The following is a 13090-nucleotide window of genomic DNA, read 5'->3' on the forward strand; positions in this document are numbered from 1 at the left end:
CTTATTCACCACCACTTGACTATCAATCGGTATATTTTTTAAAGATAATTGTTGCATTGTGTCCGCCAAATCCAAGTGAATTGGACATGGCCGTGTTCACTTCCATTTTTCTTGCTTCATTTGGTACGTAATCCAGGTCGCATTCGGGATCCGGCGTTTCATAGTTAATAGTCGGCGGTACAATCTGGTCGCGCAGTGCTAATACGCAGGCGATCGCTTCGATTCCTCCGGCAGCGCCTAGCAGGTGGCCTGTCATCGATTTAGTCGAGCTAATCGCAACCTTATATGCTGCCTCACCAAACGTCTTTTTAATAGCGGCTGTTTCAAATTTATCGTTGTATTCAGTTGAAGTTCCGTGAGCATTAATATAACTCACTTCCTCCGGCTTCATACCTGCATCTCTCAGCGCATCCCTCATGGAACGGGCCGCACCTTCACCCTCCGGTGCCGGCTGTGTCAAATGATAGGCATCTGCGCTCATCCCATACCCGACAATTTCAGCTAGAATCTTAGCCCCGCGTTTTTGCGCGTGCTCAAGCGATTCAAGGACAATAATCCCGGCGCCTTCACCCATTACAAACCCATCGCGGTCTTTATCAAACGGACGGCTTGCCTTCTGAGGTTCATCATTGCGGGTAGAAAGAGCTTTAGCATTCGAAAAACCAGCTAAGGCCATTCTCCGTACACACGCTTCTGATCCGCCGGTAATCATCACATCAGCCGTGCCGCGTTCAATAATTTTAAAGGCATCACCAATGGAGTGAGTGGCACTGGCACATGCTGTAATCGCTGCACTATTCGGCCCTTTAGCCCCAATCGTGATGGAAACCTGCCCGGATGCCATATTGGCAATCATCATCGGTATAAAGAACGGACTTACCCGGCGGGGCCCTTTCTCCAGCAGTATCGTATGCTGTTCTTCCCACGTTCCAAGACCGCCGATACCCGAACCGATATAAACGCCAACACGCTCTGCATCTTCCTGGCTCATATCAAGTTTTGCATCGTCTACAGCCATCCTGGCAGCCGCCACAGCAAAATGCACAAAACGGTCGCTGCGTTTTACATCCTTCTTGTCAAGATACTGTTCCGGATCGAAGTTTTTCACTTCACCAGCAATTTTTGCAGGGTATTCACTCGTGTCAAAAGATTGTATGAGATCAATGCCTGATTTTCCGTTTAAAAGGCCATCCCAGAATTCTGCTGCATTATTGCCTATAGGCGTTACAGCGCCTAAACCTGTCACGACTACACGATTCTTCATACTTTCACCTCTACAATATCATCAACAGTTGTAATAACTGGTATACAATCCTTAAAATGGAGAGAAAGTCCCGCATAAAGTACACGGGACCTCTGTTTAACCTATAATCCATTACTTGCGTGAGTTTATGTAAGTAATCACGTCACCCACTGTTGCGATCTTCTCAGCATCTTCATCAGATATCTCAAGGTCAAATTCGTCTTCAAGCTCCATGACTAATTCAACAACGTCCAGTGAATCTGCCCCTAAGTCATCTTTAAAAGAAGCTTCAGGTTTAATTTCAGACTCGTCAACACCGAGGCGATCAACGATAATTTTCTTTACGCGTTCAAAAGTATCAGCCAATTCATTCACCTCCCCTCAAGGTATTATACTTCATTGTCACATATACATGCCACCATCAACGTGCAGAACCTGGCCGGTTATGTAAGAAGCTTCGTCAGAAGCCAGGAATTTCACAAGATGCGCTATGTCGTCCGGGTGTCCGAGCCGCGTAAGTGGAATTTGAGACAGAAGAGATGCCTTCGTGTCTTCTCCCAACACATCTGTCATATCGGTTTCAATAAAACCAGGCGCTACAGCATTAACCGTCACACCGCGGCTGGCGAGCTCCCGGGCGGCGGATTTAGTCAGGCCGATGACGCCTGCTTTGGCGGCGACATAGTTTGCCTGGCCTGCATTGCCCATTACGCCGACGACAGAAGATATGTTAATGATCCGGCCGCTTCTGGCCTTCATCATGGGGCGTGTAACAGCCTTTATACAGTTAAACACACCTTTTAGGTTGGTTGCAATAACCTGGTCAAACTCCTCTTCTTTCATACGCATAAGAAGATTATCGCGGGTGATGCCAGCGTTGTTAACTAATATATCCAGTTTGCCAAAAGTTTCAACGACATGTTTCACCATGCTTTCAACCTGCGTGGAATCGGCCACATTTGCCTGTACCACGACAGCTTTACGGCCCATGCCATGGATGATATCCGCAACTTCCTGTGCGGAAGTTTTATTGCCTGCATAGTTTATCGCGATGTCCGCACCCTGGCTGGCAAGTTCAATGGCGATGGCTCTGCCAATGCCGCGGGATGCGCCTGTCACAAGCGCTGTTTTTCCCTGTAACATATCCTGTCCCCCGTTCCACGTGGTTAGACGAATGCCTTTAGTTCTTCGAGCGCTGTTTCAAGCGTAGCGCTGTCAGAGATCGCAATCGTTTTCGCTTTTCGGTCCACTTTCTTCACAAGCCCTGACAGCACGCTGCCAGGCCCTAGTTCAACAAACACTTCAACGCCGGCTTTGAGCATAAAACGCACCGAGTCTTCCCAAAGCACCGGTGAAGCCACCTGTTCAATCAGTGCGCTGCGTATGTCATCTTGCACTTTAACCGGACGGGCCGAAACATTGGCGATTACTTCCGTTTGTGCATCGTTAATCGTATAACTAGCTAACGTATCCTGCAGTTTATCGGCAGCAGGCTTCATCAAAGAAGAGTGGAACGGGCCGCTCACATTAAGCGGAATCGCTCGTTTGGCGCCCGCTTCTTTGGCGCGGGCGCCTGCTTCCTCGACGCCCTTAGCACTGCCTGAAATGACAATTTGGCCCGGGCAGTTCAGATTAGCAAGCTGAACCGGATAACCGGAATCGGCCACCTCGCCACAAATTTCTGCGAGCGGTCCTCGCTCCATTCCCAGGATCGCGCTCATGGCACCCTGGCCTGCTGGAACGGCGTCCTCCATATACTGGCCCCTTGCCCGTACAATTTGTACAGCATCCTTAAAGTTCAGGGCACCTGCTGCAACGAGAGCAGAATACTCGCCTAGGCTATGGCCGGCTGTATAAGCCGGTTTTACACCTATTTTATCCATAAGCACCCGCCAAACAGCCGTACTTGCTGTTAATATTGCCGGCTGTGTATTGGCGGTAAGACGCAGATCTTCCTCCGGCCCTTCGAAGCAAAGTGTGGAAAGCGAAAATCCGAGCGCCTCATCCGCTTCATCAAAAACAGCTTTGGCCGCTGCTTCTGATTCATACAGCTCGCGGCCCATTCCCACAAACTGTGCTCCCTGGCCTGGAAATACAAACGCAATAGAACCCATATTATTCCTGCCCCTTCTCGACTGATGACCACTTCATGGCTGAAGCAGCCCAGGTAAGGCCTCCGCCAAAACCTACAAGAACAAGGGTATCGCCTTCTTTAATCCGCCCTTCGCTTACCGCTTCATCGAGTGCCACAGGGATCGAGGCGGATGACATATTGCCGTACCGGTCCAGGTTTACGACGACTTTATCTTCCGATAAGCCAAGACGGCGCATAGCCGAATCAATAATGCGGAAGTTAGCCTGGTGCGGAACAAGAAAATCAATATCATCCTTTGTCAGGCCTGCTCTGTCCAGAACGGTGTCGGTAGCGGTGTTCATCACGCGCACTGCAAATTTAAACACTTCATTTCCGCTCATGTACAGATAATTATCCGGACTGCCCGGCTGAATTTTTGATGGAGGAATACGAGATCCGCCGGCACCAAGTTTAAGCGATTCCGCTCCGGTACCATCAGCTCCAAGGTCAAAGGAGAGAAATCCCTTTCCATCTTCAACCGGACCGAGAATGGCTGCCCCTGCGCCGTCGCCGAACAATACGCACGTACTGCGATCTTCATAGTTGGTTATTTTAGACAGGTTTTCCACGCCGACCACAAGCGCATATCGGTATACGCCGCTCTTGATAAACTGAGTGGCTACAGAAGCGCCATACAGGAACCCTGAACAGGCTGCAGACAAGTCAAAAGCAGCCGCCTTCTTCGCACCAAGTTGTTCCTGTACAATGCAGGCAGTGGATGGGAAGAACATATCCGGTGTAACCGTCGCAATAATAATTAAATCTAAATCTTCTCCCGTTAAACCCGCCTTCTCCAATGCATTGCGAGCCGCAGCAACCGCCATTTCTGAGGAAGGCTGATCATCGCGGGCAATCCTCCGCTCTTTAATTCCGGTTCGCGTCACAATCCACTCATCAGACGTGTCAACCATCTTCTCCAGATCAGCATTCGTAAGAACTCTCTCAGGCAAATACCGACCAGTCGCCAATATACCAACAGAATGCTCCTTAAGCATGTTGTTCACCGCTTTCTCCTTGAATTTCCTGCGCAATTAATGCATTAACATCTTTTTCAACGAATTTCTTTGCTTGAAGCACCGCGTTGCGAATCGCGCGCGCATTAGACGATCCGTGCGCTTTGATGCACGTTCCCTGTACACCCATTAGCAGGGCTCCGCCATATTCAGCGTAATCCATTTGCAGCTTGATGCGTTTCAGTGCCGGTTTTAACATCATAGCTCCTGCTTTGCTTGGTATGTTGCGGGTGAACTCTTCTTTCATCACATTAAAAATCGCCTGTGCCATTCCTTCCATCGTCTTAAGCAGAATATTTCCGGCAAATCCGTCACATACCACAACATCACAGACATGTTGGGTAACTTCCCGGGCCTCGACATTACCAACGAAGTTTAAGCTGCTCTGCTGAAGCAGCGGAAAGGCCTCTTTGGTAAGGTCATTGCCTTTGCCCGCTTCTGTTCCGACATTTAAAAGGCCAATGCGTGGACTCTGGACATTCAATACCTTATTAGCATAGATGCTGCCCATTATGCCGTATTGAAGAAGATTTTTAGGCCCTACATCCATATTTGCACCGGCATCCAGAACCATAACCCCGCTCCCGTTAATCGTAGGAACAATGGGACTTAGTGCAGGCCGCTCAATCCCTTTAATTCTGCCGGTAATAAGCAGCGCGGATGTCATAAACGCTCCGGTGTTTCCGGCGGAGATGACGGCATCGGCTTCTTTGTTTTTTACCATTGTTACGGCAACTACTAGCGACGAATCTTTTTTACGGCGCATAGCTTTAACTGGCTCTTCATCCGTCGCTATAACTTCACTGGCATGTCGTACGTCTATGTTCTTTGGTGCTTCATGCAATAAAGGCGTTAGTTGGCTCTCGTCTCCTACAAGTACGATACGGAGCTCTGGAAAATCTTTCGCTGCCTCTATTGCCCCTTCAACCGTTGCGTGGGGAGCAAAATCTCTCCCCCCATCGCATCAATCGCAATAATCATGGTTCCTCCTCTTTCCGGTTGGCTGGCGCTATCCTACTTCCTTTGCCCGGTAAACACGGAACGTGCCGCTAAAAACGAGCTCATCCTGACTTCGGGTTTCCACTCTTACCTTGCTCTGTTCACCGTCAGTTGACCGTACAACAGCCTTGGCGACCAGTCTTTCCCCAAGCCGGACAGGCCGGATGTAACGCAGGCGCGCAGCTGCTGTCAGAACGACGTCTGCATCAATTACGGCCACAGCCAGCGAATTTGCCTGGGCGAAAATATGATGACCCCTGGCAATTTGTGTGCGTGAAAATATATGGTGAGTCGTTATTTCCAAAATAGATATGGCAGACCTGTCAAGCTGCAGGTCGACAACCTCGCCAACCACTTCTTCCAGTGGAAGCGACTTCACCTTATCAAGATTGTTTTCAGCAACATTTTTGATTCTTTCGCGAAGCTCTGGAATGCCTAACTCCAGCCTATCAAGGCGTACGGTTTGAATGCTTACGTTAAACCGAGCAGCGATTTCCTCATCTGTATGAAAGGGACTCTTAGCCAGCCATTCTTTTAATACCTGCTGACGGACCTTTTTACTGAGGCGAGACATGCTGCATCACCGCCATTATCCTGTATTTTATGACCTGGTCTTAAGAGTTAGTATATATAAAAGGACTCTAAAAAACAATACGCTATTTTTCCTGCTTTTCCAGCAGAAAAAAAACATTCGCTGTACCGTCTTGCAATTCCTGCCCGCCAGAAAAGGTAACAAAAAAAGACAGGATGAGTGTTTCTTCATCCTGCCTTGCTCGTAACTATTGGTTAACGATCTGGTTACCTTTGTATGTTCCGCAGCTTTTGCATACACGATGCGCTAGCTTAAGCTCGCCACACTGTGGGCATTTTACCATACCGGGCACTTCTAATTTGAAGTGAGTACGACGCTTGTTTTTGCGAGTTTTAGACGTTCTTCTTTGAGGTACTGCCATGAGTCCCACCCCCTTATCAGAGTACATAAACAAATCTATTTGATAGGACAAGGTATCCATCAAAACAAAACAATATTACCTGATTTTCAGTCAAAAGAAAAGCGTTTATTTATTCTGTTTGCCGAAAAGTTCACTAAGAACCGCCAGTCGGGGATCAATGCGTTCCACCACACAGCCGCAGTTCTGTTCATTTTTATTTACTCCGCATTCAGGACAAATGCCCTTACAATCATCCCGGCATACAAGCGTATGCGGCAGCGAAAGTAAAATGTCTGCTTCTAAATAAGGATTGAGCTCCATGTCATCTCCATCGAAGGCTTGAATTTCCAATTCTTCGTCTAACTCAATCTCGGCTTCCTTCTCATCCACAAACGTTTCCTTCACAGGAACACGATAGGCATAGGGGAAATGTGTAAGGCAGCGCGCGCATTCCATCGTAAGCGTGCCCTCTACCTCGCCTTCCACCATGTAAAGGCCGGACGTTGCATAAGCTTCACCCGCAAAGCGCGCTGGTTGTGCAGCAACTATCTGGGGGTGCTTTCCCTTCAGGTCGAGATCAATGCCGCTCTCATCCAGTTCCATCTTCTGGCCATGCAGCTGAAGAAAATCATTTTTACGTAATTTCACCGAGAGTCACCTCTTTTTTCAAGCAACAAATTATATTATATCTGGATTAACATTGCTTTGTCAATCTTAAAATGGTAAATAACACGTGAGGCAGCAGGCATGGTCATTGGCGGCTTCCTTAGTTGCACGAATGCAGAAACACAAGTATAACTTTCTTATCTGCTAAAATAATTAACGCGTTTTTCCATATCTACAGGAGGCGTTTATGAAAACAGTCGGAGTCGTCGTGGAATACAATCCCCTGCATAATGGACATGCCTACCATTTACAGGAGTCAAAGCGGCAGACAGGTGCCGAAGCGGCCGTGGCCGTTATGAGCGGCCACTTTCTGCAGCGGGGTGAGCCCGCTATTGTGAACAAGTGGGCCAGAACCGAAATGGCGCTTCGGGCAGGCGTAGATCTTGTGCTTGAGCTTCCGTTTGTGTTTGCAGTCAGAAACGCAGAAATCTTTTCCTACGGAGCTGTCGCTACCCTGCACGCCACCGGGGTAGTGGATACGCTGTGCTTTGGTTCTGAAAGCGGCAAGATTGACTGGATGGTTAAGCTCGCCCGCCACCTCACAGTGGAGCCGGAATCGTTTAAAGATAAAATCAGGCAAGCGTTAGATTCGGGTGTAAGCTACCCCACAGCATACGGGCTTGCCGTTAACGATTTTGCCGCATCGCAGGGTTTAAGCCCAGGTGTGAATGTAAGCGAACCTAACAACATTCTCGGGCTAGGTTATTGTGTGGCGCTGGAGCGGCTAAAGAGCCCCATTGTGCCGGCCACCATCCAAAGAACAAAGGCTGGCTACCACCAGTCCCATATTACAGATAACAGAATTGCCAGCGCTACGGCTTTGCGCAAGCTCATTTTTGAAAAGGATTTATCGGCGATTAAGCCATACGTGCCGGGTGCAACGTATGATATTCTTAACCGGTTTGCTGTGGCAGGCCATTTTCCGATGTCCTGGGATTTATTTTTTCCCTATCTTCAATCGATGATGATTGCCAATCAGCCAGACGAGCTGCAATTTATTCTGGAAATAACGGAAGGGCTTGAAAACAGGATCATGAAAACCATGCCACACGCCGGAAGCTTTGACAGCCTGATGGATCAGCTCAAGACCAAGCGCTATACATGGAACAGGCTGCAACGCGTTCTTCTGTATACCTTGTTCCGGCTTACCCGGGAAAAAACGGCCCGGGCAGGAAGCGAACCCGCATACATACGCGTTCTTGGTTTTACCGATAAAGGGCGATCCCTGCTGCGCAAAATGAAAGATAAATCCTCGTTACCGGTTATTACCCGAATTGGTCAGGTGAAACACCCGATGCTGGACCTGGATATCCGGGCAGGTATGATGTACGCTATGGGCCTGCCTGAACAGCTGCGCGAAAGGGAAAAACTGAGGGATTACTGGCAAGCCCCTGTGCAGTTATAAGCATTTATTTTTTTTGGCGGAAGGCTGCGCAAATATGCCAGCGCATCGTCAACCGTGCGGACTGGCACAATCTTCATTTTCGTATGCAGCTTGTCCGCTGCTTCTTTCGCTTCCTCGTAATTGCTTTTAACGCCTGCCGGAACAATATCGTTGGGTGCAAAAAAGATGTCAGCCTTTACTTTATCAGATGCTTGCACCTTGTGGGCGATTCCGCCGATTCGTCCGACAGAGCCGTCTTCGAAAATCTCCCCGGTTCCCGCTATCCGATAACCCTTCGTGAGATCTTGCTTCGACAACTGGTTAATAATCTCCAGGGTAAACATCATACCGGCGGAAGGGCCCCCAATTTGGTCTGAAATTATCGTAACGTTGCGGGAGAGCATTAGCTGCCTTTTTGTTTCTGGATTAAAAATTCCAAGGCCAGCACGAGCCGGCTGGCCCTTTACGGTTTGAAGCTGCGCAAGCGCAATGCTGACCTGTTTCGGCTGTCCGTCCCGCAGCAGCTTTATTGCGATTTTCTCTCCGACTTTCCTTCCTTTAAGCACGTTTAGCAGGTCAGTCCCTGTCGTTACTTTTTCCCCGTCTACGGCCACGATTGTGTCCCCCACCTGCAGATACTTCTCTGCCGGCTTGCCGGGAACGAAATCCATGACAATCGCCCCTTCATTTTTAACAGTAAAAGGCGTTCCGGTTTTACGGAAGGCAACCATCTCCGCTTTCTGCTGGGACGTTCTCATTACTTCCAGCTCTTGCTTCTCGTACTGCGCATCGCTTTGGCTCGGGCTGTGTATCTCATCGGCTTTCATTAAATCCGCATACGGGTCATATTTGGCAAGTATGTACCCCAGAACGTTTGTCGGCCCCATTTGGACCGTCGTCAGCATTAACGTCCCTTTTTCTTTCTTTGTTCCACCCTGCACGTTGACGATAGGCTGAAGTTCAATCGCCGAACCCGGGCGAATCGCGTAATAAGGGGTTGGTGTAAGTGCCACCCACATTACGGCAAGGGCAGCTATTATGACAAGAACCGAGGCAGACCAGCGGTTAAACCACCGGGTCCGTCTTCCGCTGTGATTCATTGTTTATCCTCCACTCTTCAATTTTCTGCTGAATATGGGGTACCATCAATTGGGCAGCTATTCGCCCTTCTTCAATTATCTGTTCGTTATGAGTGAACGATGTAGAACTGTAGTTGCCTACGTCCGGTCTAATCATAATATCGGCATGGACAGAACGATGCCGGAAAATTTCCCGCTCCATAATGTCCACTGTTTGGTAGATGACATCAAAGAACGAGCGCACAGGCGTGCTCACCGGGGAAGCCGCTACATCTACCGCTATCGTCAAATCCGCCCCCATATCACGCACTACATCGATCGGCACCCGATCGACAACGCCTCCATCGACCAGCCATTTATCGTCAAGTTTATACGGTACAAAAATCCCGGGTATGGATACGCTCGCTCGCACGGCATGGTGGATCTTTCCTTCTTTAAACACCACCCTATCGCCTGTTTGCAAATCGGTTGCAACGATGGCAAGCGGGCGGGACAGTTCTTCAATGTTTCGGTTTTTGGTTAGAAGCTGCACCACCTGCCGAAGTTTCTCGCCCGAGACAAACCCGAGACCCGGCATACTGATGTCGAGCCAGTGTTTCCGCTTTAAATTGATTGCGAGCTTCTCCATCATAAGCGGGGTAAATTCGCTTGCATACAGGGAAGCGATCAGGCTGCCCATGCTGCTTCCGGCAAGATAAGACGGAAGGATTCCGTGCTGCTCCAGCACTTCCAATACCCCGATATGAGCAAAACCACGCGCCCCTCCTGCACCAAGCGCTAACCCAATGGAAGGCATCTTAATCACCTCGTTTATAAATCCCCAGAGGGGTGGTCTATTTCGCTAAAAAGGACGTACAGTGTAATAAGGTTTGTACGATTGGAGGAATGAACATGCGCCTAACCCGCCAACATATTTTGAGTTTGCTGCTTGCAGGCGGCTCTTTTTTGATCGCACTGAGCCTGCTTATATACCCGGATGCAGCCTTTAAGGCTTCCTTGCGGGGGCTTGCTATATGGTGGGACGTGGTATTCCCCGCACTGCTTCCCTTTTTCATTGCATCGGAAATTCTGCTTGGCCTGGGTCTCGCACATTTTATGGGTGTTCTGCTTGAACCGCTGATGCGCCCCATCTTTAACCTGCCTGGTGCAGGCTCTTTTGTGCTGACCATGGGATTTGCATCCGGTTATCCGATGAGCGCCAAATTAACCTCAAGGCTGCGCGAACAAAACTTGATTTCCAACGAGGAGGGAGAAAGGCTCGTATCTTTTACTACAACAGCCGATCCGGTATTTATAACGGGGGCCGTTGCTGTAGGTTTTTTCCAAAGCGTGCGCATCGGACTCATTCTTATGGTTGTTCATTATGCGTCAGCCCTGCTCGTCGGCATTGTTATGTCCCGCCATAAACCCCATTCGCCAAAGACACCCTCCCTCAACCCATCCAATCAGCCAGTGTTGCAACGGGCTTTTTCTGCCATGCACAGGGCCAGGCTATCAGACGGCCGGCCACTCGGAAAGCTGATGGGAGATGCGGTAGCGACCTCGATTCAAATGCAGCTTATGATCGGCGGATTTATTATGTTTTTTTCGGTTGTGTTAGCCCTGCTGACGCAGCTTCACATCATGAGCAGTTTCAACCATGCGCTGGCAAGCTTTATGACTGCGGCAGGTTTGCCTGAGAAATCCACAGGAAGCATTTCGTTCGGCCTGTTCGAAGTGACCCTTGGAGCAAAAGAAGCAAGCGAAGCAATGGGTACCGGTTCCGTGGCATTCATTATTGCGTTAACCGCTGCTGTACTCGGCTGGGGCGGCATCTCTATTCACGCCCAGGTTGCCAGCATCCTCGCCCAAACAGGCATTCGGTATTTTCCTTTTTTTGTTGCGCGGGTTTGCCATGCCTGCATTTCTTTTTTGCTAACACTTGCGGTCGGGCCTTTTATTGCCAAAACGGTTTCCACCAAGGCGCTTGCAGCCTTCTCAGCCATGTTTACCCCGCCATCCATTCAGGAGGGCACGGCATTCACCTTCACCCGCTATTCCTTCCTCCTGTGCGCCGCCTTTGTTTCCCTTTACATTCTTTTACTCGGTGTAAGTAAAGTATATGCAAAAAAATAACGAACAGAAAAGAACCCCTATTCGCGGGGTTCTTGAAATTTCTGCTTTAATGCTTTTTCGACAATTGGCGGGACGAGACTGCTCACATCCGCGTTATATTTCGCCACTTCTTTAACGATGCTAGAACTTAGGAATGAGAATTGATTGTTGGTCATCATAAAAAAGGTCTCAATCTTCTGATCAAGCAGCCGGTTAATGGAAGCCATCTGCATTTCATATTCGAAATCAGAAACCGCACGAAGTCCTTTAATGATTGCCCGGGCACCTTTTGTATGCATATAATCAACAAGAAGCCCATGAAAACTGTCGACTTCCACGTTGGGCATCTTTTGTGTCACTTCCCGCAGGAGTTCCATTCTCTCTTCGACAGTGAAAATGGGTGATTTGTTCCGGTTAATCAATACCGATACGATGACCTTATCAAAAACTTTTGCCCCTCGCTTAATAATGTCCAGGTGGCCGTAAGTAACCGGGTCAAAACTTCCTGGAATTACGGCTATGCTCATATTCTTCTCCCCCACTTCTATGCGGCATCCTCAATCTTTGCGAAATACAGTAATAGTGGTCTGCCCATATTCCGTTTCTTTAATTTTTAATACGCTGCCAATTGCATCGGGGAGTACATCCCCAGAACTGTGTTCAGCTACAACAAGTGAGCCCTCATGCAACAAACTATGTACATCCATAATGGCAATTTGGCTTTCGATTTGTTGTTCCGCATATGGCGGATCTAGAAAAACCACATCAAAACTGAGCTCCCGCTTAATTAAAGCCTTAAGAGCACGATTGGCATCGTTGCAGAATACCTCGGCCTGATCTTTCAGCCCAGTAGTAGACAGGTTTTCCCTTACAACCGAAACGGCTTTGCGGTTGGCATCAATAAAAATGCAGCGCTCCATCCCTCTACTTAGCGCTTCGATCCCAAGCCCGCCGGTGCCTGCATACAGATCAAGCGCAGTGCCCCCGTTGAAATAAGGGCCGATCATATTAAAAATGGACTCCTTAACTTTATCCACTGTTGGCCTTGTACTTTTACCTGGAACCGCTTGCAGCGGATGTCCTTTCTTTGAACCTGATACGACTCGCATCACGATAACCCTCGCTTTCAGGGGTCTTTTTACCTCCATCATCGTAACACAAACCGAACCTTTTAGGAAATAAAATATGACAGTCCAAACTGGCCCGGATGCGGTTTTTCTACTAGAGAGGACTCTCCCTAATCCCATCGCAAGTGTGTTGCTCTGCTAAGTTTTCCTTTCAGTGTATATTCTTTCCTAAAAGTGACCACAATACAACTATCAGCACGTGAGTGTGCTGTGACAACCGCGGAGAAGACTTACGTTTCCCCATAAGCTCTTCCTCCGGTTTCTCCTCTCCCATTATGCAAACGGCAGGTAAAACTCTCGTTTGCCCGCCCGTTTCTTAATAGACGGGCGGTTTTTTTTATGGTATAGAAATTTAATGACTTCTGGATTATACTTAACTTGACTGTGGTCATATTTTCATACTGAGGATATCCGTTCCA

Annotated in this window: 14 protein-coding genes and 1 pseudogene; 2 read left to right on the forward strand and 13 right to left on the reverse strand. The window is 48.7% G+C overall.

The genetic code is table 11. The features are described from left to right. Positions 1–22 precede the first annotated feature (22 nt). The 9 genes and pseudogenes from fabF to PP175_RS16565 all read right to left on the reverse strand — a co-directional run bounded on the left by fabF (position 23) and on the right by PP175_RS16565 (position 6969). Positions 23–1264: a beta-ketoacyl-ACP synthase II gene (gene fabF / locus PP175_RS16525; RefSeq protein ID WP_272439417.1), complete on the reverse strand. Its 1242-nt coding sequence runs from the start codon at positions 1262–1264 to the stop codon at positions 23–25. A gap of 111 nt (positions 1265–1375) precedes the next feature. Beyond that, positions 1376–1609: an acyl carrier protein gene (gene acpP / locus PP175_RS16530; RefSeq protein WP_272439418.1), complete on the reverse strand. Its 234-nt coding sequence runs from the start codon at positions 1607–1609 to the stop codon at positions 1376–1378. Positions 1610–1645: 36 nt separating this feature from the next. After that, positions 1646–2386: a 3-oxoacyl-[acyl-carrier-protein] reductase gene (gene fabG / locus PP175_RS16535; RefSeq protein WP_272439419.1), complete on the reverse strand. Its 741-nt coding sequence runs from the start codon at positions 2384–2386 to the stop codon at positions 1646–1648. Between the two features lie 23 nt (positions 2387–2409). Continuing rightward, the gene (fabD, locus tag PP175_RS16540; protein ID WP_272439420.1) at positions 2410–3357 is read right to left on the reverse strand and encodes an ACP S-malonyltransferase; all 948 of its coding nucleotides are present in this window, start codon (positions 3355–3357) and stop codon (positions 2410–2412) included. A gap of 1 nt (position 3358) precedes the next feature. Next, positions 3359–4372 carry a beta-ketoacyl-ACP synthase III gene (locus PP175_RS16545; RefSeq protein ID WP_272443294.1) on the reverse strand — a complete coding sequence of 338 codons (1014 nt, stop codon included), beginning with the start codon at positions 4370–4372 and terminating at the stop codon, positions 3359–3361. Further along, a pseudogene (gene plsX / locus PP175_RS16550) lies at positions 4365–5371 on the reverse strand (phosphate acyltransferase PlsX). The gene PP175_RS16545 and the pseudogene plsX overlap by 8 nt, the downstream one beginning before the upstream one ends. Positions 5372–5399: 28 nt before the next feature. Beyond that, entirely contained in the window at positions 5400–5963 is a 564-nt protein-coding gene (fapR, locus tag PP175_RS16555) for a transcription factor FapR (protein ID WP_272439421.1), read from the reverse strand. 205 nt (positions 5964–6168) lie between these two features. Then, a complete protein-coding gene (gene rpmF / locus PP175_RS16560) occupies positions 6169–6342 on the reverse strand; it encodes a 50S ribosomal protein L32 (RefSeq protein ID WP_081413162.1) in 174 nt (57 codons plus the stop codon). A gap of 105 nt (positions 6343–6447) precedes the next feature. Then, a complete protein-coding gene (locus tag PP175_RS16565) occupies positions 6448–6969 on the reverse strand; it encodes a YceD family protein (protein WP_272439422.1) in 522 nt (173 codons plus the stop codon). A 205-nt stretch (positions 6970–7174) separates the two neighbouring features. On the opposite strand from PP175_RS16565, the gene PP175_RS16570 reads away from it, so the two are divergent. Next, a complete protein-coding gene (locus PP175_RS16570) occupies positions 7175–8392 on the forward strand; it encodes a nucleotidyltransferase (RefSeq protein WP_272439423.1) in 1218 nt (405 codons plus the stop codon). Here PP175_RS16570 and PP175_RS16575 read toward each other — a convergent pair. Together PP175_RS16575 and PP175_RS16580 are read right to left on the reverse strand one after the other, a co-directional pair. Continuing rightward, on the reverse strand, positions 8365–9471 hold the full coding sequence (locus PP175_RS16575; RefSeq protein ID WP_272439424.1) for a SepM family pheromone-processing serine protease: 1107 nt from the start codon (positions 9469–9471) through the stop codon (positions 8365–8367). The two genes, PP175_RS16570 and PP175_RS16575, sit on opposite strands and share 28 nt — an antisense overlap. After that, entirely contained in the window at positions 9437–10246 is an 810-nt protein-coding gene (locus PP175_RS16580) for a patatin-like phospholipase family protein (RefSeq protein WP_272439425.1), read from the reverse strand. The genes PP175_RS16575 and PP175_RS16580 overlap by 35 nt, the downstream gene beginning before the upstream one ends. A gap of 95 nt (positions 10247–10341) precedes the next feature. Here PP175_RS16580 and PP175_RS16585 point away from each other — a divergent pair, with 95 nt between their 5' ends. Then, the gene (locus PP175_RS16585) at positions 10342–11565 is read left to right on the forward strand and encodes a nucleoside recognition domain-containing protein (RefSeq protein ID WP_272439426.1); all 1224 of its coding nucleotides are present in this window, start codon (positions 10342–10344) and stop codon (positions 11563–11565) included. 17 nt (positions 11566–11582) lie between these two features. On the opposite strand, the gene coaD is transcribed toward PP175_RS16585, so the two are convergent. Beyond that, a complete protein-coding gene (gene coaD, locus PP175_RS16590; protein ID WP_272439427.1) occupies positions 11583–12071 on the reverse strand; it encodes a pantetheine-phosphate adenylyltransferase in 489 nt (162 codons plus the stop codon). 30 nt (positions 12072–12101) lie between these two features. Beyond that, positions 12102–12653 (reverse strand): 16S rRNA (guanine(966)-N(2))-methyltransferase RsmD, encoded by a 552-nt coding sequence (gene rsmD, locus PP175_RS16595; RefSeq protein WP_272443295.1) that lies wholly within the window; start codon positions 12651–12653, stop codon positions 12102–12104. Positions 12654–13090 lie beyond the last annotated feature (437 nt).

The sequence above is a fragment of the Aneurinibacillus sp. Ricciae_BoGa-3 genome (assembly GCF_028421645.1).
Taxonomy (GTDB): domain Bacteria; phylum Bacillota; class Bacilli; order Aneurinibacillales; family Aneurinibacillaceae; genus Aneurinibacillus_B.

What these genes read in the sequence shown, in the direction of transcription:
- rsmD (WP_272443295.1), bottom strand. Translation starts at nt 12,653, where the DNA reads ATGCGAGTCGTATCAGGTTCAAAGAAAGGACATCCGCTGCAAGCGGTT.
- fabG (WP_272439419.1), bottom strand. Translation starts at nt 2,386, where the DNA reads ATGTTACAGGGAAAAACAGCGCTTGTGACAGGCGCATCCCGCGGCATT.
- PP175_RS16580 (WP_272439425.1), bottom strand. Translation starts at nt 10,246, where the DNA reads ATGCCTTCCATTGGGTTAGCGCTTGGTGCAGGAGGGGCGCGTGGTTTT.
- PP175_RS16570 (WP_272439423.1), top strand. Translation starts at nt 7,175, where the DNA reads ATGAAAACAGTCGGAGTCGTCGTGGAATACAATCCCCTGCATAATGGA.
- PP175_RS16545 (WP_272443294.1), bottom strand. Translation starts at nt 4,372, where the DNA reads ATGCTTAAGGAGCATTCTGTTGGTATATTGGCGACTGGTCGGTATTTG.
- fabF (WP_272439417.1), bottom strand. Translation starts at nt 1,264, where the DNA reads ATGAAGAATCGTGTAGTCGTGACAGGTTTAGGCGCTGTAACGCCTATA.
- fapR (WP_272439421.1), bottom strand. Translation starts at nt 5,963, where the DNA reads ATGTCTCGCCTCAGTAAAAAGGTCCGTCAGCAGGTATTAAAAGAATGG.
- PP175_RS16575 (WP_272439424.1), bottom strand. Translation starts at nt 9,471, where the DNA reads ATGAATCACAGCGGAAGACGGACCCGGTGGTTTAACCGCTGGTCTGCC.
- rpmF (WP_081413162.1), bottom strand. Translation starts at nt 6,342, where the DNA reads ATGGCAGTACCTCAAAGAAGAACGTCTAAAACTCGCAAAAACAAGCGT.
- PP175_RS16585 (WP_272439426.1), top strand. Translation starts at nt 10,342, where the DNA reads ATGCGCCTAACCCGCCAACATATTTTGAGTTTGCTGCTTGCAGGCGGC.
- coaD (WP_272439427.1), bottom strand. Translation starts at nt 12,071, where the DNA reads ATGAGCATAGCCGTAATTCCAGGAAGTTTTGACCCGGTTACTTACGGC.
- fabD (WP_272439420.1), bottom strand. Translation starts at nt 3,357, where the DNA reads ATGGGTTCTATTGCGTTTGTATTTCCAGGCCAGGGAGCACAGTTTGTG.